Here is a 22187-nt window from a genome sequence, read left to right on the forward strand (position 1 = left end):
CAGAACATCAGCTGAGAAGGTCCTTCATCGGCGATGAGCGACGAACTCGGCTCGCAGCTGATGTTCTGCACCGCCGCCGCACCGTCCGGGCTCCGGGTGTGCACGAGGATGGAGCGGTGCAGCCAGCAGACCAGCTCGACCGAGCCCGCATCGCGCTCCTCGGCGACGACCTCTCCCGTGCCCGCTACCGCGTCGACGCCGTCCGCGAGCTGTGGGGCGAGGCCGCGGGCGAGGCGCTGCACCGCGGCGACCGGGTCCCGGCGCGGCGGGCGCTCGAGCGCAGCGGCGATCGCGGGCCGCTGGCCACGCTGGCCCGGCTGTTCCTCCTCGCCGATCCGGTGCCGACGGAGCAGGCGGCGGCGGCGTTCCCGTCGCTCGGCCTCGACGGCGCCCTGGAGCTGGGGCTCGTGCGCTCCGAGGCCGGAGCGGTGGTCACCGCCGCGCTCGACCTGCGGCCCTACGACCTCGTCGACCTGCACGGCGCCGCCTCCTGGTGGATCGCCTCCGATCTCGGCGAGCTCGCGCTCGGCCGGCCGCTCGACGAGGACCACGTGCTCGGCGTCGGCGGCGCGAGCCTCACCCTCGCCGGGCTGATGATCCAGCGGCCGGTCGGCAGCCTGCTCGACCTCGGCACGGGCTGCGGGATCCAGGCGCTGCACGCCTCCCGGCACGCCGACCGCGTGGTCGCGACCGACGTCTCGCACCGCGCGCTGGCGATCGCGGCCTTCAATGCGGCGCTGAACGGCATCGACTCGATCGAGTTCCGGCACGGCAGCCTCTACGAGCCGGTCGCGGGGGAGCGGTTCGACCAGATCGTCACCAACCCGCCGTTCGTGATCACGCCGCGGACCGCGGGCGTCCCCGCCTACGAGTACCGCGACGGCGGGCTCGAGGGCGACGAGATCGTCCGCCGGGTGATCGTCGGCGCCGCCGAGCACCTGGTGCCGGGCGGTGTCGCGCAGCTGCTCGGCAACTGGGAGTACCGGGCCGACGCGGACGCGTTCGACCGGGTCCGCGCCTGGCTGGCCGACGGCCGCAGCCCGCTCGAGCAGGCGCTCGAATCCGGGCACGCCGGACTCGCCGCCTGGATGGACGGCACCGCCTCGCCGCTCGACGTCTGGATCGTGGAGCGCGAGCAGCAGGATCCGGCGATCTACGCCGAGACCTGGATCCGCGACGGCGGGACCACCCGCGGCGCGGAGTCGGACGCCCTCGTCGACGCCTGGCTCGAGGACTTCGAGCGGCGCGGCGTGACCGGCGTCGGCTTCGGCTACGTGACCCTGCGGCTCCCCGCGACGCCCCGGCCGCCGATCCGCCGCCTCGAGCGGCTCGATGCGGCGTTCGCGACCGCGGGGCTGGGCGGGCACCTCGCGCACTGCCTCGACGCGCTCGACGCGCTGTCCGCGGTCGACGACGCCGACCTCGCGCGGCTGGCGCTCGTCGTCGCCGGCGACGTGACCGAGGAGCGGCACTACTGGCCGGGCAACGACGACCCGACCGTGCTCCGGCTGCGCCAGGGCGGCGGCTTCGCCCGGGTGGAGGAGGCGGACACGGCTCTCGCCGCGGTCGTCGGGGCGTGCGACGGCGAGCTGTCCGTCGCCGCCATCACGGCCGCGGTGGCCTCGCTCCTGCACGTGGAGGAGGCCGCCGTGCTGGACTCCGTGCTGCCGCGGGTGCGCGAGCTCGTCGCGACCGGGATGCTGCGGCTGCCCTGAGCGCGAGGCGTCGGGTCAGAACAGCGTGGCGGGGGCGTCCTCGGTGTCGACGGCGGGCGTCACGGCGGGGGCGGCTCCCGGCCAGCCCGGACCGGCGTCGACGGCCGTGCGGCGCTGGTAGGCCGTGGCGGCGGCGCGGGCGCGCACGTCGGCGGCCTCGTTCATCCGGTGATTGGCGTGCCCCTTCACCCACTCGAAGGTGACGGCGCGGCCCTGCAGCTCCTCGTCGAGCGCCTTGATGATCTCGACGTTCATCACCGGCTTGCCGTCGGCCTTCCGCCAGCCCTTCCGCTTCCAGCCCGGCAGCCACTCGGTGCAGGCCTTGATGGCGTACTGGCTGTCGCAGAGGATGTGCACGGGCTCGCTCTCCTGCGCGGTGGCGCGGAGCAGCTCGAGGACCGCGGTGAGCTCGCCGATGTTGTTGGTGCCGTGCGACCAGCCGCCGGCCGCCCAGCGCTCGTCGTCGACGTACCAGGCCCAGCCCGCGGGGCCGGGGTTGCCCAGCGCTGATCCGTCTGCGGCGGCGATGATGCTCACGTGCGGTCCTCCTCGGAATCGGTGCGCCCTCGCGAGCGCCCTTCGAGGGTAGTCGCCCGCGCCGACGCCGGTCGCCGGGCGCAACCCGGTACCCGGTGTCGGGGGCTGCTGGCAGGGTGGAGGGATGACCAGCATCCCCACCCTCACTCTCAACGACGGCACGAGCATCCCGCAGCTCGGGTTCGGCGTCTTCCAGGTCGACCCCACCGAGACGGAGCGCATCGTCGCCGAGGCGCTCGAGGCCGGCTACCGGCACATCGACACCGCGGCGATCTACGGCAACGAGGAGGGCGTCGGGCGGGCGCTCGCCTCCTCCGGGATCGCGCGCGACGAGCTGTACGTGACGACGAAGCTGTGGAACGACGACCAGGGCCGCGACACGGCGGCCGGGGCGCTCGACGCCAGTCTCGGGAAGCTCGGACTCGACGCGGTCGACCTGTACCTCATCCACTGGCCGAAGCCGAAGCAGGACCGCTACGTCGAGAGCTGGGAGGCGATGCAGGAGCTGCAGGCCGCCGGACGCACCCGCTCGATCGGCGTCTCGAACTTCCTCGTGCCGCACCTGGAGCGGCTGCTCGCCGCGACCGAGGTCGTCCCCGCCGTCAACCAGATCGAGCTGCACCCGTACCACCAGCAGCCGACGGTCACCGCGTTCGGCGCGCAGCACAGCATCGCGACGGAGGCCTGGGGCCCGCTCGGGCAGAACAAGTACCCGCTGCTCGAGCTGCCGGTGATCACCGGCGCGGCCGAGGCGCACGGGGTCACGCCCGCGCAGGTCGTGCTGCGCTGGCACCTCGACCGCGGGCACATCGTCTTCCCGAAGTCGTCGACGAAGGCCCGCATCGTGGAGAACATCGACGTCTTCGGCTTCGAGCTGACCGACGACGAGCGCGACGCGATCACCGCGCTCGAGCGCGCCGGCCGCGTCGGCGGCGACCCGAACGAGGTCTGACGCGGGGTCTCCGGGGGAAGTATGGGGAAGCCATGCTGATCGAGTAGCCCTCTCAGAGGGCGTATCGAGATCCACCACCGTCGGAACGCGAGTCTGCAGACCCGCCCAGTCGGTGATGGTGGGTCTCGATACGCCCCTGCGGGGCTACTCGACCAGCATGATTCCCCGCCGCCGGCGCGGCTGTTCGACCAGCATGATGTGCTCGCCGCCGTCCCAGTGCGGGTGCCCGCTTCCATGTTGATCGAGTAGCCCCGGAGGGGCGTATCGAGATCCAGGTGTTCGGAGTGCGGTTGGGTCTCGATACGCCGCTGGCGCGGCCACTCGACCAACATGAGGCGCTAGGAGGCGCGGCGGGCGATCGTGACGCGGGTCGCGTACGGCATGGCGACGCGGTCGCCGGGCACCGCGTCGACGACCTCGCCGACGGCTGCGAGGACCGCGGCGCGCTCCTCCTCGGGCATCGCGATCACGTAGCTGCGGGAGGCGAACATGTCGAGCAGCGCCGGCCGGTCGAGCTCGTACTTCCAGTCGAACTCGGCGTACGCGACGCGCTCCAGCGCGGAGCCGAGCGGCGGCTGCACCGTCTCGAAGCGCTCGGCAGCGGAGGAGCCGGCGACCTCGCCGAGGCGCCGCACCCACGGCACGGACTCGTCGCGGATGTTCCAGACCAGCGCGAGCACGCCGCCGGGGACCAGCAGCCGCGCGACCTCGGCGCTCGCGCGCTCGGGGTCGACCCAGTGCCAGGACTGTGCTGCGGTGACCAGCTCGACGGACGCGTCCGGCAACGGGATCGCCTCGGCCGTCCCCGCCAGCGCCCGGACCGACGGCAGCTGCGCGGTCAGCCGCTCCAGCATCGCCGCGTCCGGCTCCACGGCGGTCACGTCGAGTCCGCGCGCCACCAGAGACGCGGTGAACTTCCCGGTGCCGGCCCCGAGGTCCGCGACGCGCACCCGGTCGGAGGCGTCCGCGCCGGCCGCCCGCGCGCGCTCGGGCACGAAGGCACCGGCCACCCGGGCGGGCGCGTGCCCGATGAGCCAGTCCACCGCGTCGTCGGGGTAGCCCGGGCGCCCGCGGTCGTAGGCGTCGACGGCCGAGCCGAAGGAGCGGCCGAGCTCGGCGGGAGAGGCGGAGGGTGTCGCGTCGGAGGGCGTCATGCCCCCGACGCTACGCCCCGGCGACTCGCCCCGGAGCTACGCGTCCGGAGCCGTCGCCCCCAGGGTCCGCGCGAGGACGTCCACCGCGTAGCCGTAGCCCGCGATGCCGGCACCGACGATCACGGCGACCGCGATGTCCGACAGGTAGGAGTGCCGCCGGAACTCCTCGCGCCGGTGCACGTTGCTCACGTGCACCTCGACCAGCGGCAGCTCGGTGGCGAGGACGGCGTCGCGGATCGCGATCGAGGTGTGGGTGTAGGCGCCGACGTTGAGCAGCAGGCCGGCGGCCGTGCCGCGCGCCTCGTGCAGGCGGTCGATGATCGCACCCTCCGAGTTGCTCTGGAAGAACTCGATCTCGAGGCCGAGCCGTTCCGCCGCGCGGGTGGCGAGCGCCTCCGCATCCGCGAGCGTGTCGGAGCCGTAGACCGCGGGCTCGCGGGTGCCGAGGAGGTTCAGGTTCGGGCCGTTCACGACGAGGATCTTCACGCTCCGACCCTAGCGACCCGGGAGTGCCGACCGGTCAGGCGAGCGTCGCCGCGATACCGACCGGCAGCGCCGGCAGCTCGGCGCGCAGCCGGATCAGCTCCCGCGCGTGCTCGTCCAGGCGGCGGTCCTCGTCGCTCCGCGGCTCGAGCGCCGGCACAGCGTCGGCCGCCCCGTCGTCGCCGCGCACCACGAAGACGCTCATGCACTGCGTCGTCAGCTCGAGCTCGCCGGTCCGCGGGTCGCCGGAGCGCACGTGGATCGCGAGGTGCATCGAGCGCGGCCCGGTGTGGATCAGCCGCGCCTCCACCTCGACGAGGTGCCCGATCCGCACCGGCCGGTAGAAGTGGATGCCGCCGGAGTAGACGGCGACCGCGTCGCGGCCGCTCCAGCCCTGCGCGACGGCGTTCGCGGCCTCGTCGATCCAGCGCATCACGATGCCGCCGTGCGCGTTGCCGCCCCAGTTGACGTCTCCGGGCGCGGCCAGGAAGCGGAAGACGATCCGCGGGCCGGTCCCCGCCTCCGTGTACTCCTGCGCGCGCATCACCTCGTGCAGCGCGCGCCGGCCGTCGATGCGGGCGGCGGCGCCCTCGGCCAGGGCGAGGTCCTCGATCGTGCGGGGGCTCCACTCCGGCACCGGGCGCGGGCGCTTCTCCTCGTCGACGGCGACGAAGATGAGGAGGCAGTGCGTCGCCTCCTCGTAGCGCCCGGTGCGCGGGTCGGCCTGGGCGACGCGCACCAGCACGTGCATGCTCGTGCGGCCGGTGTGGATGACCTGCGCGGTCGCCTCGATCAGGTTGCCGACGGCGATCGGCCGGGTGAAGTGCACGTTGCCGACGTAGGCGGTGACGCAGTAGCCGCCGCTCCAGCCGACCGCGCAGGCGTAGCCGGCCTTGTCGATCCACTCGAGCACGCGGCCGGCCTGGGCGCTCCGGCCGTCGGCGGTCGCGTCCTGCGGCGCGGCGAGGAAGCGGAGGGTGATGCGGTCGTCCATGGTGCCCGTCTGGTCGTGCGGAGGAGGGGGATCTCGACATGCTGGTCGAGTAGCCGCGCCAGCGGCGTATCGAGACCCACGTGCTCGGCGGTGGAGGATCTCGATACGCCCCTGCGGGGCTACTCGATCAGCATGAAGGTCGGAGGGGAGTGGACCCGCGGAGGGGGATGCGAAGAAGGGGATGGTTCCCCTCCGCGGGCCACAGGGACGCCGGCGCGCGGCCGGCGGGATCGGGATCAGGCCGCGTGGGCGGCCGGCAGCTCCTCGGCGAGCAGCCGGAGCCGCAGCGCCCGCAGCTCGGCGGTCAGCTCGGGCGGCAGGCGGTCGCCGAAGCGGGCGAAGAACGCCTCCGTCAGGGCGCACTCGTCGAGCCACGCCTCCACCGGGACGGAGAACAGCTCCTCCTTCGCGGCGGCCGAGAGGTTCAGCCCGTGCGTGTCGATCGACAGCGGCAGGTCGCCGATCGCGCTGGGCCGCGACTCCGCGAGCCCCTCGATCCGCCGGACGAGCCACTGCAGCACCCGCGCGTTGTCGCCGAAGCCGGGCCAGAGGAAGGAGCCGTCGGCGCCCTTGCGGAACCAGTTGACCTGGAAGATCGCGGGCGCCTTCTCGCCGAGGTCCGCGCCGACCGCGAGCCAGTGCGCGAAGTAGTCGGCCATGTTGTAGCCGCAGAAGGGCAGCATCGCGAACGGGTCGCGGCGCAGCTCGCCGACCGTCCCCTCCGCGGCCGCCGTCTTCTCCGACGCGATGGTCGCGCCCAGGAACACGCCGTGCTGCCAGGAGGTCGCCTGGGTCACCAGCGGCACGTTGCTCGCCCGGCGCCCACCGAAGACGATCGCGTCCAGCGGCACGCCCTCGAAGGCGTCCCACTCGGCCGAGAGGGTCGGGCACTGCTGGGCCGGTGCGGTGAAGCGCGCATTGGGATGCGCGGCCGGGGTCCCGGAGGCAGGCGTCCAGGGCTCGCCCCGCCAGTCGGTGAGGTGCTCGGGCACCTCGTCGGTGAGGCCCTCCCACCAGACGTCGCCGTCCTCGCGGAGTGCGACGTTGGTGAAGATCGTGTTGCCCCAGAGGGTGTGCACGGCGTTCGGATTGCTGCTCTGCCCGGTGCCGGGCGCGACGCCGAAGAACCCGGTCTCGGGGTTCATCGCCCAGAGGCGGCCGTCCTCGCCCTTCTTCATCCAGGTGATGTCGTCGCCGAGCGTCTCCACGCGCCAGCCGGGGATCGTCGGCTGCAGCATCGCCAGGTTCGTCTTGCCGCAGGCGCTCGGGAACGCCGCGGCCACGTGGTAGCTCCGGCCCTCGGGCGAGACGATCCGGATCAGGAGCATGTGCTCGGCCAGCCAGCCCTCCTCGCGGCCCATCGCGGAGGCGATCCGCAGGGCGAAGCACTTCTTGGCCAGCAGGGCGTTGCCGCCGTAACCGGAGCCGAACGACCAGATCTCGCGCGTCTCGGGGAACTGGGTGATGTACTTCGTCGCATTGCACGGCCAGGCGACGTCGTCGCGGGTCGTGCCGTCGGCGTCGCGGAGCGGGAAGCCCACCGAGTGCACACCGCGGACGAAGGCGGTCTCCTCGGTGAAGGCGGCGAGCGGCTCAGCGCCGACGCGCGCCATGATCCGCATGTTCAGCACGGCGTAGGCGGAGTCGGTCAGCTGGACGCCGAGCTGCGAGAGCGGCCCGCCGACCGGGCCCATCGAGAACGGGACGACGTACATCGTCCGGCCGCGCATCGAGCCGGCGAAGCAGGGGGCGAGCTCGGCCTTCATCGCGGAGGGCTCGCGCCAGTTGTTGGTCGGGCCGGCGTCGGCCTCGTCCGTGGTGCAGAGGAACGTGCGGTCCTCGACGCGGGCGACGTCGTCGGGGTCGGTGCGGGCGAGGAACGAGCCGGGCCGCCACTCCGGGTTCAGGGCGATCAGCTTCCCCTCCTCGACCATCCGGGCGGTGAGGCGGTACCACTCGGCAGGGGAGCCGTCGCACCACTCGATCGCGTCGGGCTGGAGGATCGCGGCCGTCTCGCGCACCCAGCGGCGCAGGGCCAGCGGGGCGGGCGGCACGACCGGTGCGGCGACCGGCGTCGGAGCGGTCATGGTGGTCGTCTCGAGGAGGAGGGTGTTGCTGTAGATGCTCATGCTGGCTCCGCTTTCAGTGCAGTCGTCGTCGACGGGGTGGGGAGTCGGTCCTCGTGGCGGTCGTGATCCGACGGTGCGAGGGGCGCTCTCTGGCGCCTGAAGCCAGGATGGAGGAGGATCGAGGGGTATTTGCGAGGCCTTGACCGTCAAGAACCGCGGTTTTTGCGCCTCCGTCACAACCGATCGCTGGAGCTCGCCGTGACCGACACCACCGACCCCGCCACCGTCCCCACCGCCGGGACCGATGCCGCCCTGCTCGGGCAGCGCATCCGGCACTTCCGCACCCGCCGCGGGCTGACCCTCGGGCAGCTCGCCGAGCGCGTGGGCGTCTCGGGCAGCCAGCTCTCCCTGATCGAGACTGGACGCCGGGAGCCGCGGCTCTCGCTGATGCAGGCGCTCGCCACCGCGCTCGGCGTCGAGCTCGCCGCGCTGCTCTCGGACGAGCCGCCGAGCGAGCGCGCCGCCCTCGAGATCGAGCTGGCGCGGGTGCAGAAGGGGTCGCTCTACCGCTCGCTCGGGCTGCCGGAGTTCAAGGTCAACAAGGGCCTGACCACGCCCGTCCTCGAGGCGTTCCTCGGCGTCTACCGCGAGCTGGCGCGCCGCAAGAGCGAGGCCAGCGCGACACCGGAGGAGGCGCGGCGCGCCAATACCGCCCAGCGGCTGCAGCTGCGCGAGCGCAACGCGTACCTGCCCGAGATCGAGGCGGTCGCCGGCGAGATGCTCCGCACGGTCGGGCACCGCGGAGGCGCGCTGACCCACAGCTCGGTCTCGAAGATGGCGCGGCACCTCGGCTTCGAGATCATCCACGTCGGTGATCTGCCGCACTCGGCCCGCTCGGTGATCGACCTCGCCAACGGACGGATCTACCTGCCGCCCGCCTCGATCCCCGGTGGCCACGGGCTCCGGGCGCTCGCGCTGCAGGCGATGGCGCACCGGCTGCTCGGCCACGAGCGCCCGGTCACCTACGCCGACTTCCTCCGGCAGCGGCTCGAGATCAACTACTTCGCGGCCGCCTGCCTGATGCCGCTCGAGCCGGCCGTGGCGTTCGTGGAGGAGGCGAAGCGCGATCGGGACATCTCCGTCGAGGACTTCCGCGACGGCTTCGGCGTCACGCACGAGGCGGCGGCGCTGCGCTTCACCAACCTGCTGACCTCGCACCTCGACATCCGGATGCACTTCCTCCGCGTGCTCGGCGACGGCTCGATCCAGAAGGCCTACGAGAACGACGGGCTGCCGCTGCCGACGGACGTCACCGGCGCCGTCGAGGGGCAGATCGTCTGCCGCTACTGGTCGGCGCGCTCCGCCTTCAGCCGCACCAACCGGACGACGGAGTACTACCAGTACGTGGACACGCCGGCCGGCACCTTCTGGTCGGCCTCGCAGACCGGCACCACCGCCACGGAGGAGTTCTCGATCACGGTCGGCGTCCCCTTCGCCGAGGCGCGCTTCTTCCGCGGGCGCGACACCGACCGCCGCGAGCAGTCCCGCTGCCCCGACGAGTCCTGCTGCCGCCGCGCCCCCGCCGAGCTCGCCCAGCGCTGGGACGGCAACGCCTGGCCGAGCGCCCGCCTGCACGCCCACGTCCTCGCCCCGCTGCCCTCCGGCACCTTCCCCGGCATCGACGACGCCGAGGTCTACGCCTTCCTCGACACCCACGCCCGCGAGTCCTGACCCTCCTCCCCAGCCCTGCCGCCCTCCGCGAGATGCCACTTATGAGGTGATTCCTCGGCGTGTCGTGGTCATAAGTGGCATCTCGCGGGAGGGGGCTGTGGAGAACGCGCGCGGGGGAGCGCGGGGTGCGGCAGGGTCCTCGCATGCAGGACGACACAGAGACAAGGATCGTGAACGCGTCGACGAGCGAGCTGGCGCGGCACCGGCTGGTGGCGGAGTACCCGGTCGGCGTCTTCCGGGGTGCTCGTGCCGCGATCGAGCCGGTGACATACGGCGAGAGGATCGCGGCGTTCGCCGCGGTGATGCGACCGGGCGAGTTCTTCTCGCACGTCACCGCCGCTCATCTCCTCCAGCTGCCCGATCGGCGGGCGACGGAGACCACTCCGCTGCACGTGTCGGTCACGCCGCCGATGCGCGCCGCCCGTCGGGTCGGCGTGAAGTCGCACCATCTCTGGGACGAGGCGGTGACCGTCATCGACGCGGGCCATCCGGTGACGGATCCCGCCTCGACCTTCTGCCATCTCGCCGACTCGCGATCGCTCGACGAGCTGGTCGTCCTCGGCGATGCTCTCGTGCGGCCCGACGAGGAGCTCGGTCGCCGCGGCCTCCGCGTCGATCTCGAGATCCTCGCGGCGCGGGCGGCACGGTATCGCGGGCGGGGCGGCCGGCGCGCTCGGGAGGCGGTCGGGTTCGTCCGGGTCGGCTCCGAGTCGCCGAAGGAGACGCTCCTCCGGCTGCTGCTGATCCGCGCGGGGCTGCCCGAGCCGGAGCTCAACGTCGAGCTGTACGACGCGGACGGTGTCTTCGTCGCGCGGGTGGATCTGCTCTATCGAAATCAGTGGGTCGTCGTCGAATACGACGGCGATCAGCACCGGACGGACACGCGGCAGTACGAGCGGGACATCGCGCGCAGCGAGGCGATTCAGGCGCTCGGCTACCGCCACATCCGCGTGCGTCTCTCCGGCCTCGTCGACCACCCCGAGGCGACAGCCGCCCGCGTCCGTCGCTCTCTCGGCCTCTGACCACCAGCGCGGCATGCCACTTATGACGAGATTCTGCGGCGTGTCGTGTTCGTAAGTGGCATCTCGCGGGAGGGGAAGGGGAGGGCGGCGTCAGCCGGAGATCAGGGCGCGGGCCGTGCCCTCGTCGAGGATGAGGTCGGTGAGGAGGCCGGCGGCGAGGGCGCCGCGCAGGCCCGGGAGCTTCGAGGCGCCCGAGACGACGCAGATGCGGCGGGAGGCGCGGCGCACGGTGGAGAGGTCCGGGCCGCTTGCACGTTCGTTCATGGGGATGTCGTCCCAGGTGCCGTCGGCCCGGTAGAACACGGTGGCGACGTCGCCGACCACGCCGGACGCACTGAGCGAGGTGAAGTCGCTCGGCTCCAGGTAGCCGCCGATGTAGACCTTCGAGGGCACCGCCGCGAACGGCGAGCCGAGGCCGAAGAGCGCGACGTCCATCCGCTGCTGCAGCTCCAGCACCCGCTTGGTCGAGCGCTCGCGCCAGACCGCCTTCTTGGTCATCGGGTCGTCGAAGAACGCCGGCACCGGGAACTGCTGCACCTTCGCGGCGTATGCGTCGCCGAAGCGGCGCAGGATCTCGCTGGAGTAGTTGATGCCGGTGGTCTCGGTGTTGCCCGCGCCGTTGAGCTGCACGATCTGGGTGTTGTGCGTCTCCTTGGCGATCAGGTGCCGGCTCATCGCGCTCATCGTCGATCCCCAGGCGATGCCGACGATCATGTTCGAATCGATGAACGGCCCGAGGATCCGCGCGGCCGACAGCGCGACGCGCTCGAGCCGGTCGATCTCGCTGGTGTGATCGGGCACCGGGACGATGTGCGCCGTGATGTCGAAGTGCGCGCGCACCTCCGCCGACAGGGCGCTCGCCCGGTCGAGGGGGGAGCGGATCTGGATGTCCACCAGCCCCGTCGCGCGGGCGTGCGAGAGCAGCCGCGACACCGAGGAGCGCGAGGTGTGCAGCTCGTGCGCGATGGCGTCCATCGTCAGGTCCTGCATGTAGTACAGCTGCGCGGCCCGGAGCGCGTCGCGCGTCTTGTCCGGGTGGGTCGCGTGCGTCGTCTCGTCCAGCTCGACGACCGGTCGGACAGGGGTCATTGCCACTCCTTGCACGTATTTCCACCCGTCTTGACCGGATGTGTTGTCGGGTCAAGGATGGCTGTATTCCCTCGCGATATCAACCGTCCATCTGGGGCGGCCACACTCGCACGAGGCATTCGACGCAACACCTACGACACGAAGGCGAGTACGAAGTGGCACAGTCTGTCGGAACTCCCGGAAGCTCCTCTCTCCGCGAGAGCGTCTCCGCACTGCGGGACACCCCCCGCGCGACCGTCCTCGTGATCGGCGGTGGCATCAACGGCATCGGGACGTTCCGCGAGCTCGCGCTCAACGGCGTCGACGTCGCCCTCGTCGAGCGCGGCGACTACGTCTCGGGTGCGTCCAGCGCCTCGAGCCACATGATCCACGGCGGCATCCGCTACCTCGAGAACGGCGAGTTCCGCCTCGTCAACGAGGGCGTGCACGAGCGCAACGGCCTGCTCAAGATCGCGCCGCATTACGTGAAGCCGCTGCAGACCACGATCCCGATCTACTCGACGTTCTCGGGCATCCTGGCCGCGCCGCTGCGCTTCCTCACCCACAAGTCGGGCAAGCCCCAGGAGCGCGGCGCGCTGCTGATCAAGGTCGGCCTGACCCTGTACGACTTCTTCTCCCGCGACGGCGGCGTCGTCCCGCGCCACCAGTTCCACGGCCGCAAGCGCTCGCTGAACGAGCTGCCCAAGCTCGACCCGAAGATCAAGTACACCGCCACCTACTTCGACGCCTCCGTGCACGAGCCCGAGCGCCTGGCGCTCGACGTGCTGCGCGACGCGCTCGTCGGCGGCACGAAGGCCCGCGCGGCCAACTACGTCGAGGCCGTCGGCACCGCCGAGGGCGGCGTGCTGCTGCGCGACCGCGAGAGCGGCGAGGAGTTCGCCTTCCAGGCGGACGTCGTCGTCAACGTCTCCGGACCGTGGACCGACTTCACCAACACGGCGCTCGGCACGACCACGAAGTTCATGGGCGGCACCAAGGGCTCGCACATCGTCCTCGACAACCCCGAGCTGGTCGAGGCCTGCGAAGGCCGCGAGATGTTCTTCGAGCACAGCGACGGCCGCATCGTGCTGATCTACCCGCTCAAGGGCCGGGTCATGGTCGGCACCACCGACATCGAGGCCGACCCCAACGAGCCGGCCGTCTGCACCGAGGAGGAGATCGACTACTTCTTCGACCTGGTGAACCACGTGTTCCCCTCCATCCCGGTCACCCGCGAGCAGATCGTCTTCAAGTTCTCCGGCATCCGCCCGCTGCCCCGTCACGACGACGAGACCCCCGGCTTCGTCTCCCGCGACTACCGCATCGAGCCCTCGACCCTCCCCGGCGGGAAGACCCCCGTGCTGAGCCTGGTCGGCGGCAAGTGGACGACGTTCCGCGCCCTGTCCGAGCACCTCTCGAACGAGGTCTTCAAGCGGATCGGCGTCACCCGCCGCGTCTCGACCGTGAAGACCGCGATCGGCGGCGGCAAGGGCTTCCCGCGCACGGACGCCTCGCGCGCCCAGTGGATCAGCCAGCACCGCTCCGGTTTGTCCTCGGCCCGCACCGGCCAGCTGCTCGAGCGCTACGGCACCCGGGCGGAAGAGGTCATCGAGGCCCTGGCCGACGGTCACGACGAGGCGCTCGACTTCGACAAGGACTTCACCACCGGTGAGATCCGCTACCTCGCCCAGCGCGAGAGCGTCGTGCACCTGATCGATCTGGTCATGCGCCGCACCAACCACGCCTTCACCGGCGGCCTGAGCCGCGAGCTGCTCGAGGAGCTCGCCCAGCACACCGGCGAGGTCCTCGGCTGGGACGAGGCGGAGCGCGCCCAGGAGGTCGACGCGACGATCGAGCACCTGAAGAAGTACAACGGCGTCGATGTCGGCGGCACCTCGGTGCAGGCGCCGACGGCGGTCGCAGCCTCCTAGCGGGGCGACTGGCGCGGATCGACGGGAGTCCCGGTTCGAGGAGTGATCTCGAGCCGGGACTTCCGTCGTCACAACGCACAAACGTGCACGCGGCGTTCCTTGTCCCCGGTACGGGGCGCCGATAACTTCACACTCGTCGGGCATCGATGCCCGATGCGGACGCGCTCGCGCGTTCCGACCGATGAAAAGGAAATGGTCAACGTGGACAATCTCGGAGTGGTGTTCCTCGCGGAAGTCGTGGGAACGGCGATGCTCGTGCTCCTCGGCTGCGGCGTGGTCGCCAACGTCGCGCTCGTGAAGAGCAAGGGTCTCAACGGCGGGACCCTGATGGTCAACTTCGGCTGGGGCTTCGCCGTCTTCGCCGGTGTGATCGTCTCCTACAACTCGGGTGCGCACCTCAACCCGGCCGTCACGCTCGGCCTCGCGGCCAGCGGAGCGACGGAGTTCGGCTCGGGCGTCCCGGTCAACATCGTCTCGATCCTGATGTACATCCTCGCCCAGATGATCGGTGCGATCCTCGGCGCCGTCTTCTGCTGGCTCGCCTACAAGCAGCACTTCGATCAGGAGCCCGACCCGGCCAACAAGCTCGGCGTCTTCTCCACGGGTCCTGCGATCCGCAGCTACGGCTGGAACTTCGTCACCGAGGTCATCGGCACCTTCGTCCTCGTCTTCGTCGTGATCGGCTTCGGCGGCGGACGCCAGGGCGACGGCGGACTCGCGGCGCTGGGCGCCCTGCCCGTCGCCATCCTGGTGATCGCGATCGGCGCCTCCCTCGGCGGCCCGACCGGCTACGCCATCAACCCCGCCCGTGACCTCGGCCCCCGCATCGCCCACGCGCTGCTGCCGATCAAGGGCAAGGGCTCGAGCGACTGGAGCTACGCCTGGGTCCCCGTCGCGGGCCCGATCGTCGGCGGTGTCCTCGCCGGTCTCGCCTCGACCGCGCTGCTGCCGATCCTCTAGCCGGTCCTGCGGGCCGCTGCGGCTCGCGATCCGCACTCCACTTCACCCTGTTACGAAGGAGTAATCATTCATGGCTGACTACGTCATCGCTATCGACCAGGGGACCACGTCGTCCCGCGCGATCATCTTCGACAAGAAGGGCTCGATCGTCTCGACCGGGCAGAAGGAGCACGAGCAGATCTTCCCGCGCGCGGGCTGGGTCGAGCACGACCCGATCGAGATCTGGAACAACGTCCGCGAGGTCATCGGCCAGGCGCTCTCCCGCGCCGACCTGACCCGTCACGACATCGCCTCCGTCGGCATCACCAACCAGCGCGAGACCGCGGTGGTCTGGGACAAGACCACCGGCAAGCCCGTCTACAACGCCATCGTCTGGCAGGACACCCGCACGCAGTCGATCGTCGACCGGCTCGCCGGCGACGAGGGCGCGGACCGCTTCAAGTCGATCGTCGGGCTCCCGCTCGCGACCTACTTCTCCGGCACCAAGATCGTCTGGATCCTCGAGAACGTCGAGGGCGCCCGCGAGAAGGCGGAGGCCGGCGACCTGATCTTCGGCACCACCGACACCTGGGTCCTCTGGAACCTGACCGGCGGAGTCGACGGCGGCGTGCACAAGACCGACGTCACCAACGCCTCGCGCACCCTCTTCCTCGACCTCGAGACGCTCGAGTGGCGCGACGACATCCTCGAGGCCTTCGGGGTGCCGAAGTCGATGCTCCCCGAGGTGTGCTCCTCCTCCGAGGTCTACGGGCAGGTCGAGTCCTCCTCGCTGCTGCGCGAAGTCCCGATCGCCGGCATCCTGGGCGACCAGCAGGCCGCGACCTTCGGCCAGGCGGCGTTCGATCCGGGCGAGGCGAAGAACACCTACGGCACCGGCAACTTCCTGATCTTCAACACCGGCACCGAGATCGTGCACTCCAAGAACGGGCTGCTCACGACGATCGGCTACAAGCTCGGCGACGGCGAGGTGCACTACGCGCTCGAGGGCTCGATCGCGGTCTCCGGCTCGCTGATCCAGTGGCTGCGCGACAACCTGGGCCTCATCGGCTCGGCCCCCGAGGTCGAGGCGCTGGCCGCGACGGTCGAGGACAACGGCGGCGCGTACTTCGTCCCGGCGTTCTCCGGCCTCTTCGCGCCGTACTGGCGAGCGGACGCGCGCGGTGCGCTCGTCGGCCTCACCCGCTACGTCAACAAGGGCCACATCGCCCGCGCCGCGCTCGAGGCGACGGCGTTCCAGACCCGCGAGGTCCTGGACGCGGTCAACGCCGACTCCGGCGTCCCGCTGCAGGAGCTCAAGGTGGACGGCGGCATGATCGCCAACAACCTGCTGATGCAGTTCCAGGCCGACATCCTCGGCGTCCCGGTCGTCCGGCCGGTCGTCGCCGAGACCACCGCGCTCGGCGCCGCGTACGCCGCGGGCCTCGCGGTCGGCTTCTGGGAGAACCTGGACGACCTGCGCCAGAACTGGCAGGAGGACTCGCGCTGGACCCCGCAGATGGACCAGGACGAGGCCGCCCGCCAGTACCGCCTCTGGAAGAAGGCCGTCACGAAGACCTTCGACTGGGTCGACGAGGACGTGCAGTAGGCACTGCACCACTGAACGACGAGGGCCCGCGCACGCAGAGTGCGCGGGCCCTCGTGCGTGGGTCCACTGGGAAGAGATGCCCGCAGACATGCTGGTCGAGTAGCGCGCAGCGCGTCTCGAGACCCGCCCCCGGCGGAGCTCCGTCAGAGCAGTGGGCGCCGACGCCCCGTCGCGACCGCGACGAGAGCGAGTGCCAGCAGCCAGGCCGGGCCCGCCAGCACGGCCGCGACCGTGGGCGGCGCGGACGCCGACAGGGCAGCGAGGGGCACGACGTCCTCGAAGGCGGTGCCGCTCGTGAAGGTCCCGGCGCTGAGCGGCACCAGGGCCGCGAAGAGCACGAACAGCGGTGCCCGGACGATCGTGCCGACCAGCGCGCCCCAGATCGCACCACCGACACCGGCCACAGGCACGAGGGCCACGACGCCGAGGTCCGGAGTGACCCTTCCCGCCGAGACGACCGCGACGCCGGCGACTCCGATCGCGACCACCGCCGTCGCGAGCACCGCACCGGCACCCGCCGCCACCAGGAACCGAGCCGCGAGCGCCGGCCGGAGCCCCGACGAGAGCACATCGCGCGCGAGGATCCCCTTCTCGAAGGCGCTCGCCGTCCGCAGTGCCGCGAAGGCGGTTGCCCCGACGACACCGCCCTGCAGCAGCGCCGCCGAGATCGCGTGCTCGAGCGAGTCCGATTCCCCCGGTGGGAGCGCGCCGAGGTCGACCTGCGTCACGGCGACGAGGAGAGGGAGCACGGGCAGCAGTCCGAAGATCAGTCCCCAGAGCGGCGTCCGGCTCGCGACGATGCGCCGGAGCTCCGCGGAGACGGCGCGGTCGAGAGGTCTCTCCGCGGCCGCCCGTTTCACCGGGCCCGCCGCTGCTCGAGGATCCGCGCGCCGCCGATCGCCAGGAGCGCCCAGACGGCCAGGACGGCCAGGGCGAGCAGCGCGGGGAGCATCCCCTCGACCGGCGCACCGGTCGCTCCCGCGACGGCTCCGATCGGGAGCAGTCGCCCGACGTCACGGGCGATGGTGAGCAGCGGCGCGGCGAGGGCGGCGGGGAGGACCAGCACGATCGGGATGCAGGCGTAGTAGTTCCGCACCGCGTAGCCGATGCCGACGCCCAGCACGCCGCTCAGGGCACAGGCGAGGACGACGCCGACCGAGGCGGACAGCAGAGTGATGTCCGGCGTCAGGCGACGGCCGGCCGTCGCCAGGACCACCGCGGTGATCGGCCACCAGCCCACGACCGCCACCACCCCGAAGACCGCGCCCGAGACCGCGCCGGCCAGCGCCTTCGCCACCAGGATCGCGTCCCGGCTGCCGAGCAGCAGCGTCCGGTCGAGCGAGTGGTAGTACGTCTCCCGGGTGTAGGCGTAGGACCCGTAGAAGCAGGCGCCCAGGGCGGCGCAGGCGGCGAAGCCGAGGACGAGGCGTGTCGCCCCGGCGTCGTCGAGGCCGTCGAGACGGTCGGTGACGTCGGCCAGGTTGATGCCGAAGAGGGGGATCAGGATCGCGTAGGCGAGGAGGACCGGGAACGACGAGCCGCTGCGGGAGCGCAGGATCTCGGCCCGTGCGAGCGCGCCGGCCCCGCTCATCGGCCGGCCTCGCCGTCGACGAGGTCGAAGTAGCCGTCCTCGAGACTCCGCCCTCCCGAGCGGGTGAGGTCCTCGAGCGGGCCGTGGAAGAGCATCCGGCGGCGCAGGACGACGACCTCGTCGACGGTGTGCTCGAGCTCGGCGAGCTGGTGGCTGGAGACGAGGACGGTCCGTCCGCGCTCGGCCTCGGCGCGGATCAGGCGCCGCAGCCAGCGGATCCCCTCGGGGTCGAGCCCGTTCGCCGGTTCGTCGAGGACGAGGATCTCCGGGTCACCCGCCAGGGCCGTGGCCAGGCCGAGGCGCTGGCGCATCCCGGTCGAGTAGCCGCGGACCGGCCGCCGCGCCGCCTCGGCGAGGCCGACCGTCTCCAGCAGCTCGTCGACGCGGGAGAGCGGTGCGCCGACCGCGCGGCCGACGATCGCGAGGTGCCGACGGCCGGTGATGCCGTTCTCGAAGCCGAGTCCGTCGAGGTGCACGCCGACGACCCGCGCGGGAGCGCGCAGCTCCGCGAACCGGTGGCCGCCGATCCTCGCCTCACCGGAATCGGGGCGCAGCAGTCCGACCAGCCCGCGGAGCGCCGTGCTCTTGCCGGCGCCGTTCGGGCCGAGGAGCCCGACGACCGTCCCCTGCCGCACGGAGAAGCTGAGGTCGTCCACGACGCGGCGGCCGCGGAAGGTCTTGGTGAAGTGCTGGAAGTCGAGCGCAGAGCTCATGGGCGGGCCTTTCGAGGGAGGGGGGTCATCGTCGTCGAGCGGTCGTCCCGCCGGCGCCGAGCGGTCGCGCGGACAGGTCGTCCAGGAGCCGGTGCACGGGGTCGACCAGCGTCGGGTAGTCGCCGGAGACCGACCGCGCGAGCACCTTCGCGGCGGCGAAGGCGAGGGCGGGCAGTGCGGCGTCCGAGTGCAGCCGCTCGCCGAGCACCTCGACGAGGGAGCGCCGGGCGTCCGGGGCGGCGAGGCTGTGCACGTAGAGGGTCGCGACGTCGAGGTGCTCGGGTCCGCGCCCCCAGGCCTCCCAGTCGGCGAGGCCGAGCGGTGCGACGAGCAGGTTGCCGGGGTGCAGGTCGCCGTGCGCCGTCGTCCAGCACGGGGTGCCGCGCGGGAACCGGTCGCCGAAGAAGCTGTGCAGCAGCCGGTCCACCGTGGCGGGGACGGTCGACTCCCGCTGCGTCGGGACGGCGGCGAGCGCGTCGAGGATCTCGCCGAGCTCGACCCAGACCGCCGGATCGACCTCCGTCTCGAGGGCGAGCTCCGCCGTCGGGGACAGGGCGCGACCGGGCAGGCGGGTCATCAGCTCGGCGCGGAGCCGGAACCCCTCGACGGAGGGCGGGTCCCACTCCTCGACGGCGAGCACGACCGGCTTGGGCAGGGCCGGGAGCACGGCGCTGTCCGCCGTGCCGGTCCACCACGCCCCCTGGGCGAGCGCCGAGGGGGAGCCGACGAGACGGAGCCAGAGCGGCTCGCGGTCGCGCCGGACAGGACCGGAGAGGGTCCTGCCTCGCCAGCCGGGGACCGAGTCACCGTCCCTCGCGACGGCGAGCACGCGGAGGGCGTGCTCGAAGGCGCGCTCGAGCGCGTTCCCGCCGGTCACCGGCCGACCCACAGTCGGCGGAGTGCGTCCCCGGCGACGAGATCGAGCACCGCGCCGCCGATCGTGCCGCCGCCGAGGGAGACCGAGGCGCCGCCCACCGGGGGAGTGCTCGCGGAGTCGGGCAGGGCGAGGGGATAGCCGACGGCCGGCACGTCGTCGAGCCCGGTGAGGGGCGCGAGCGCGGCGATCGGGGCGAGCAGCGGCTCCGCGGGCCCGCTGACGACGGCCGTCGACCGCGGGGACCGCACCGCGATCCCGTTGCTGGTCAGCCGAACCGGGGTGCCCGGCACGATCCTCGGGTCGGCCGAGGTCCGCACGAGGAAGGCCTCGCCGTCGCGGACGACGTAGCCGGCCTCGATGCGCTCCTCGAGGGGGAGGGCGCCGACTCCGGCGAGAGCGGCAGCGAGGACCGCGGACGCGATGGCGACCCGGAGCCCTTCGACCCGGGCCTTCCTCGCGGCTCGCGCGAAGCGGACGAGGGAGACGACGAGCGCGCCGGAGAGCGCCGCCGCGAACACCAGCGCGATGATCGCCCCCGGCTCCGTGAGGATCAGGACGGGGACGCTGCGGACGTAGGCCCAGCCGATCAGGAGCAGGGCGAAGCCGCGGCAGCCGACCCCGAACAGGACGAGCCAGGGGGAGGCGCGTGGCGAGGTTCCGCCCAGCAGGCGCAGGACGGCGTCGCCGACGGCGCCGATCGCGGTTCTGCGCAGGAACGGCCGGTCGAGGACCGCGACCAGGGCGAGATAGCCGTCGAGGTGCACGAGCGGAATGAGATTGGTCACCGCGCTGAGTGCGGCCGCGACGACGAAGCACGCGAGAGCGGACCGGCCCGTCGGCGCCCACAGCAGGGCGGTGGCGGCGCTCGCCGCGAGGACGAGGTGCACCGCCGGGCCGGCGAGCGCGACCGCCGCGCGGGAGCGCCGGTCGCCCAGACGCCAGCCGTCTGTGACGTCGCAGAAGAACGCGGGCGCGAGGTAGAAGATCATCAGCCCGGCCCGGCGGGGTCGTCCGCCGAAGGCGGCGAGGGACACCGCATGACCGGCCTCGTGCACCGCTCCCGCGAGCAGGAACGCGACCGACACCGCGAGCAGCGAGGGCAGCGGCAGCGGCTCGGCGAGGACAGCGGCGATCTCGACGGAGTGGACGATCGCGCTCGCGCCGCCCAGGAGCAGCACGGCGCCGGCGGCGGTGACCGCGAGCAGCCGGACCGGTCGTCGGCGCAGGAGCCGCGCGAGCACGAGCGCCGGCCGCGTCGCATCGAGCAGGGTCAGCTGGAGACTCGCCGGCGGTCGGAACTGCAGCCGATGCGACCGCGGCTCGCGGCGCTCGGAGCCGGCGAGGAGCCCGGCCGCCGCGAACTCGCGGAGCAGGGCGGCCGTCTCCTCGTCCGTCAGGGAGGTGCTCCCGGTGCCCTCGGTCTCGTCCGTCTCGTGCGCGCTCGGACGCAGCCCGGCGGCGAAGGTCGCCACCGCGGGACCGACCCGTGCGCGCGGGACGCCCCGCACCGAGAGGATCCACGGAGCGCCGGGAGCGATCGGCTCGTCGATCGTCACGGTGTCCGCCAGCCGGGGCGCGGGATCACTCATGCCCGGACCAGCTGCAGCAGCGTCGAGTCCTCGGTCTCCACCAGCGCGGTCCGCGCGACGAGCCGCAGTCCCGCGCGCTCGGCCTCCACCGCGACCTGGTCGGCGTCGACGACGTTCACCCGCGAGCGGAAGAAGCGCGCCGCCGCACGCCCCTCGGGATCGAGACCGACCTGCACGACCTCGACGTCCCGGTGGAGACCGTCGGGGGTGACGGCGGACGTCACGACGGCCGCCCCCGGTCCGCCGGACGGCCCGGGCACGGCGCGGATGCGCGAGCTGCGGCTTCCGGCGACGTAGGCGTGGTCGGGGCTCGACGCGGTGATCAGGAGGATGCCGTCCGCTCCGAGGTGCTCGCGGGCGGCTCGGAGGAAGGCGTGCCGGCCGGCTCGGTCCAGGAGCGCGATGGACGTGGCGCCGAGGACGACGGCGCCGAAGCGCTCCGGCAGGTGGAAGCAGGTCATGTCGCCGACCAGCGCCCGGGAGCCGTCGGCGATCCTGGCGGCGGGCAGCGCCGCGATCCGCGACCGGAGGATGTCGGCCATCGTCGGCGAGAGGTCGAGGCCGACGACGGGGCGGCCGAGGCCCAGGAGGGGCACCGTGAGGCGTCCGCCGCCGCAGGCCAGCTCGAGGATCGGCCCCTCGGTCCGGCGGACCGCTGCCAGCAGCGGGCTGATCTCGCTGCGGTCCTCCGCGGTGAAGTACTCGTAGACGACGGACCCGTCGGGTCCGTAGAGGTCCTCCGGCGCCACGGTGGCGGGGGAGAGGGCGCCGAGGAGGGCGGCGCTCGCCGCGGTGAGGGGCGGCGGGTCCGAGGGGTGCTGCATGGTCGCTCCAGGTCTGAGAGGGAGCGGTCCCGGCAGCGCGAGCGGCCCGGGCCGCGGGAGGTGCACGGTCGGCTAGGTCGCGAGCAGCACGATGCTGCCGAGCGCGATCACGATCCTCAGACCGGCGTCGGCGGTCCGCCAGCCGTCGGCCGGAGCGACCGCGGGTTCGATCTCCTGGAAGAGAACGGGATTCTCCATTTCTCACCTCCTCGGTGATGAGGTCCTCGGTGAAGAGGTGCTCTCCTCGAGAGCTAGGTCAGGACGATCGCGCCGAGCCCGAGGCCGACAGCGATCCCGAGCTTCGTGGCGATGTACCAGTCGGAATCGGGTGCGGCCATCGACTCGATCTCCTCGAATCGCAGGGGGGTGGGTGGTTGCATGCGTCGTCTCCT

General features: G+C 72.4%; 21 protein-coding genes. 7 read left to right on the forward strand and 14 right to left on the reverse strand.

What is annotated here, in order from left to right; all coding sequences use genetic code 11:
- The first annotated feature begins 116 nt into the window (after positions 1-116).
- Positions 117-1715 carry a methyltransferase gene (locus MT355_RS05325; RefSeq protein WP_243598803.1) on the forward strand — a complete coding sequence of 533 codons (1599 nt, stop codon included), beginning with the start codon at positions 117-119 and terminating at the stop codon, positions 1713-1715.
- A gap of 15 nt (positions 1716-1730) precedes the next feature.
- On the opposite strand, the gene MT355_RS05330 is transcribed toward MT355_RS05325, so the two are convergent.
- Positions 1731-2252 carry a ribonuclease H gene (locus MT355_RS05330; protein ID WP_123445254.1) on the reverse strand — a complete coding sequence of 174 codons (522 nt, stop codon included), beginning with the start codon at positions 2250-2252 and terminating at the stop codon, positions 1731-1733.
- Positions 2253-2376: 124 nt separating this feature from the next.
- On the opposite strand from MT355_RS05330, the gene MT355_RS05335 reads away from it, so the two are divergent.
- On the forward strand, positions 2377-3204 hold the full coding sequence (locus MT355_RS05335) for an aldo/keto reductase (RefSeq protein ID WP_243598804.1): 828 nt from the start codon (positions 2377-2379) through the stop codon (positions 3202-3204).
- A gap of 338 nt (positions 3205-3542) precedes the next feature.
- Here the strand turns inward: MT355_RS05335 and MT355_RS05340 are convergent, their stop codons facing one another.
- From MT355_RS05340 to MT355_RS05355, 4 genes are all read right to left on the reverse strand, one after another.
- Positions 3543-4358 (reverse strand): class I SAM-dependent methyltransferase, encoded by an 816-nt coding sequence (locus MT355_RS05340; protein WP_243598805.1) that lies wholly within the window; start codon positions 4356-4358, stop codon positions 3543-3545.
- A gap of 36 nt (positions 4359-4394) precedes the next feature.
- Positions 4395-4844: a type II 3-dehydroquinate dehydratase gene (gene aroQ, locus MT355_RS05345; RefSeq protein WP_123735176.1), complete on the reverse strand. Its 450-nt coding sequence runs from the start codon at positions 4842-4844 to the stop codon at positions 4395-4397.
- A gap of 34 nt (positions 4845-4878) precedes the next feature.
- Positions 4879-5835, reverse strand: a complete 957-nt coding sequence (locus MT355_RS05350; protein WP_243598806.1) for an acyl-CoA thioesterase — start codon at positions 5833-5835, stop codon at positions 4879-4881.
- Positions 5836-6071: 236 nt separating this feature from the next.
- Positions 6072-7922 (reverse strand): phosphoenolpyruvate carboxykinase (GTP), encoded by a 1851-nt coding sequence (locus MT355_RS05355; protein WP_243599273.1) that lies wholly within the window; start codon positions 7920-7922, stop codon positions 6072-6074.
- Between the two features lie 240 nt (positions 7923-8162).
- Here MT355_RS05355 and MT355_RS05360 point away from each other — a divergent pair, with 240 nt between their 5' ends.
- Both MT355_RS05360 and MT355_RS05365 read left to right on the forward strand, forming a co-directional pair.
- Complete coding sequence (locus MT355_RS05360) at positions 8163-9635, forward strand: helix-turn-helix domain-containing protein (protein WP_243598807.1); 1473 nt, start codon at positions 8163-8165, stop codon at positions 9633-9635.
- Positions 9636-9778: 143 nt separating this feature from the next.
- Complete coding sequence (locus MT355_RS05365; RefSeq protein WP_243598808.1) at positions 9779-10657, forward strand: DUF559 domain-containing protein; 879 nt, start codon at positions 9779-9781, stop codon at positions 10655-10657.
- 90 nt (positions 10658-10747) lie between these two features.
- Here MT355_RS05365 and MT355_RS05370 read toward each other — a convergent pair whose 3' ends face one another.
- Positions 10748-11746 (reverse strand): sugar-binding transcriptional regulator, encoded by a 999-nt coding sequence (locus tag MT355_RS05370; RefSeq protein WP_123445261.1) that lies wholly within the window; start codon positions 11744-11746, stop codon positions 10748-10750.
- A 155-nt stretch (positions 11747-11901) separates the two neighbouring features.
- Between MT355_RS05370 and MT355_RS05375 the strand changes: the two genes are divergently transcribed.
- The 3 genes from MT355_RS05375 (at position 11902) to glpK (ending at position 16201) form a co-directional block, all read left to right on the forward strand.
- Entirely contained in the window at positions 11902-13656 is a 1755-nt protein-coding gene (locus tag MT355_RS05375) for a glycerol-3-phosphate dehydrogenase/oxidase (protein ID WP_243582883.1), read from the forward strand.
- 192 nt (positions 13657-13848) lie between these two features.
- Positions 13849-14616, forward strand: a complete 768-nt coding sequence (locus MT355_RS05380; protein WP_243586379.1) for an MIP/aquaporin family protein — start codon at positions 13849-13851, stop codon at positions 14614-14616.
- Between the two features lie 70 nt (positions 14617-14686).
- The gene (gene glpK, locus MT355_RS05385; RefSeq protein ID WP_123445264.1) at positions 14687-16201 is read left to right on the forward strand and encodes a glycerol kinase GlpK; all 1515 of its coding nucleotides are present in this window, start codon (positions 14687-14689) and stop codon (positions 16199-16201) included.
- Positions 16202-16344: 143 nt separating this feature from the next.
- On the opposite strand, the gene MT355_RS05390 is transcribed toward glpK, so the two are convergent.
- From MT355_RS05390 to MT355_RS21185, 8 genes are all read right to left on the reverse strand, one after another.
- Complete coding sequence (locus MT355_RS05390; protein ID WP_243598809.1) at positions 16345-17061, reverse strand: hypothetical protein; 717 nt, start codon at positions 17059-17061, stop codon at positions 16345-16347.
- Entirely contained in the window at positions 17058-17792 is a 735-nt protein-coding gene (locus tag MT355_RS05395; RefSeq protein ID WP_243598810.1) for a hypothetical protein, read from the reverse strand. Before MT355_RS05395 ends, MT355_RS05390 begins: the two co-directional genes overlap by 4 nt.
- A complete protein-coding gene (locus MT355_RS05400; protein ID WP_123702532.1) occupies positions 17789-18505 on the reverse strand; it encodes an ABC transporter ATP-binding protein in 717 nt (238 codons plus the stop codon). The genes MT355_RS05395 and MT355_RS05400 overlap by 4 nt, the downstream gene beginning before the upstream one ends.
- A 25-nt stretch (positions 18506-18530) precedes the next feature.
- Positions 18531-19382 carry a phosphotransferase gene (locus tag MT355_RS05405; RefSeq protein ID WP_243598811.1) on the reverse strand — a complete coding sequence of 284 codons (852 nt, stop codon included), beginning with the start codon at positions 19380-19382 and terminating at the stop codon, positions 18531-18533.
- Positions 19379-20971 (reverse strand): daptide biosynthesis intramembrane metalloprotease, encoded by a 1593-nt coding sequence (gene mpaP, locus MT355_RS05410; RefSeq protein ID WP_243598812.1) that lies wholly within the window; start codon positions 20969-20971, stop codon positions 19379-19381. Before mpaP ends, MT355_RS05405 begins: the two co-directional genes overlap by 4 nt.
- Positions 20968-21795: a daptide-type RiPP biosynthesis methyltransferase gene (gene mpaM, locus MT355_RS05415; protein ID WP_243598813.1), complete on the reverse strand. Its 828-nt coding sequence runs from the start codon at positions 21793-21795 to the stop codon at positions 20968-20970. The genes mpaP and mpaM overlap by 4 nt, the downstream gene beginning before the upstream one ends.
- 72 nt (positions 21796-21867) lie before the next feature.
- Positions 21868-21993: a hypothetical protein gene (locus MT355_RS21180; protein ID WP_260311822.1), complete on the reverse strand. Its 126-nt coding sequence runs from the start codon at positions 21991-21993 to the stop codon at positions 21868-21870.
- Between the two features lie 53 nt (positions 21994-22046).
- Positions 22047-22175, reverse strand: coding sequence for a daptide-type RiPP (locus tag MT355_RS21185; RefSeq protein ID WP_260311824.1), 129 nt, complete (start codon positions 22173-22175; stop codon positions 22047-22049).
- Between the last annotated feature and the right edge of the window lie 12 nt (positions 22176-22187).

The organism is Rathayibacter sp. VKM Ac-2929 (genome assembly GCF_022815495.1).
GTDB lineage: Bacteria > Actinomycetota > Actinomycetes > Actinomycetales > Microbacteriaceae > Rathayibacter > Rathayibacter festucae.

Bases quoted from the DNA above. Each gene is read 5' to 3' on its own strand.
- MT355_RS21185 (WP_260311824.1), bottom strand. From the start codon at position 22,175: ATGCAACCACCCACCCCCCTGCGATTCGAGGAGATCGAGTCGATGGCC.
- MT355_RS05400 (WP_123702532.1), bottom strand. From the start codon at position 18,505: ATGAGCTCTGCGCTCGACTTCCAGCACTTCACCAAGACCTTCCGCGGC.
- mpaM (WP_243598813.1), bottom strand. From the start codon at position 21,795: ATGCAGCACCCCTCGGACCCGCCGCCCCTCACCGCGGCGAGCGCCGCC.
- MT355_RS05365 (WP_243598808.1), top strand. From the start codon at position 9,779: ATGCAGGACGACACAGAGACAAGGATCGTGAACGCGTCGACGAGCGAG.
- MT355_RS05340 (WP_243598805.1), bottom strand. From the start codon at position 4,358: ATGACGCCCTCCGACGCGACACCCTCCGCCTCTCCCGCCGAGCTCGGC.
- glpK (WP_123445264.1), top strand. From the start codon at position 14,687: ATGGCTGACTACGTCATCGCTATCGACCAGGGGACCACGTCGTCCCGC.
- MT355_RS21180 (WP_260311822.1), bottom strand. From the start codon at position 21,993: ATGGAGAATCCCGTTCTCTTCCAGGAGATCGAACCCGCGGTCGCTCCG.
- MT355_RS05355 (WP_243599273.1), bottom strand. From the start codon at position 7,922: ATGACCGCTCCGACGCCGGTCGCCGCACCGGTCGTGCCGCCCGCCCCG.
- MT355_RS05350 (WP_243598806.1), bottom strand. From the start codon at position 5,835: ATGGACGACCGCATCACCCTCCGCTTCCTCGCCGCGCCGCAGGACGCG.
- MT355_RS05335 (WP_243598804.1), top strand. From the start codon at position 2,377: ATGACCAGCATCCCCACCCTCACTCTCAACGACGGCACGAGCATCCCG.
- MT355_RS05395 (WP_243598810.1), bottom strand. From the start codon at position 17,792: ATGAGCGGGGCCGGCGCGCTCGCACGGGCCGAGATCCTGCGCTCCCGC.
- mpaP (WP_243598812.1), bottom strand. From the start codon at position 20,971: ATGAGTGATCCCGCGCCCCGGCTGGCGGACACCGTGACGATCGACGAG.
- MT355_RS05380 (WP_243586379.1), top strand. From the start codon at position 13,849: ATGGTCAACGTGGACAATCTCGGAGTGGTGTTCCTCGCGGAAGTCGTG.
- MT355_RS05370 (WP_123445261.1), bottom strand. From the start codon at position 11,746: ATGACCCCTGTCCGACCGGTCGTCGAGCTGGACGAGACGACGCACGCG.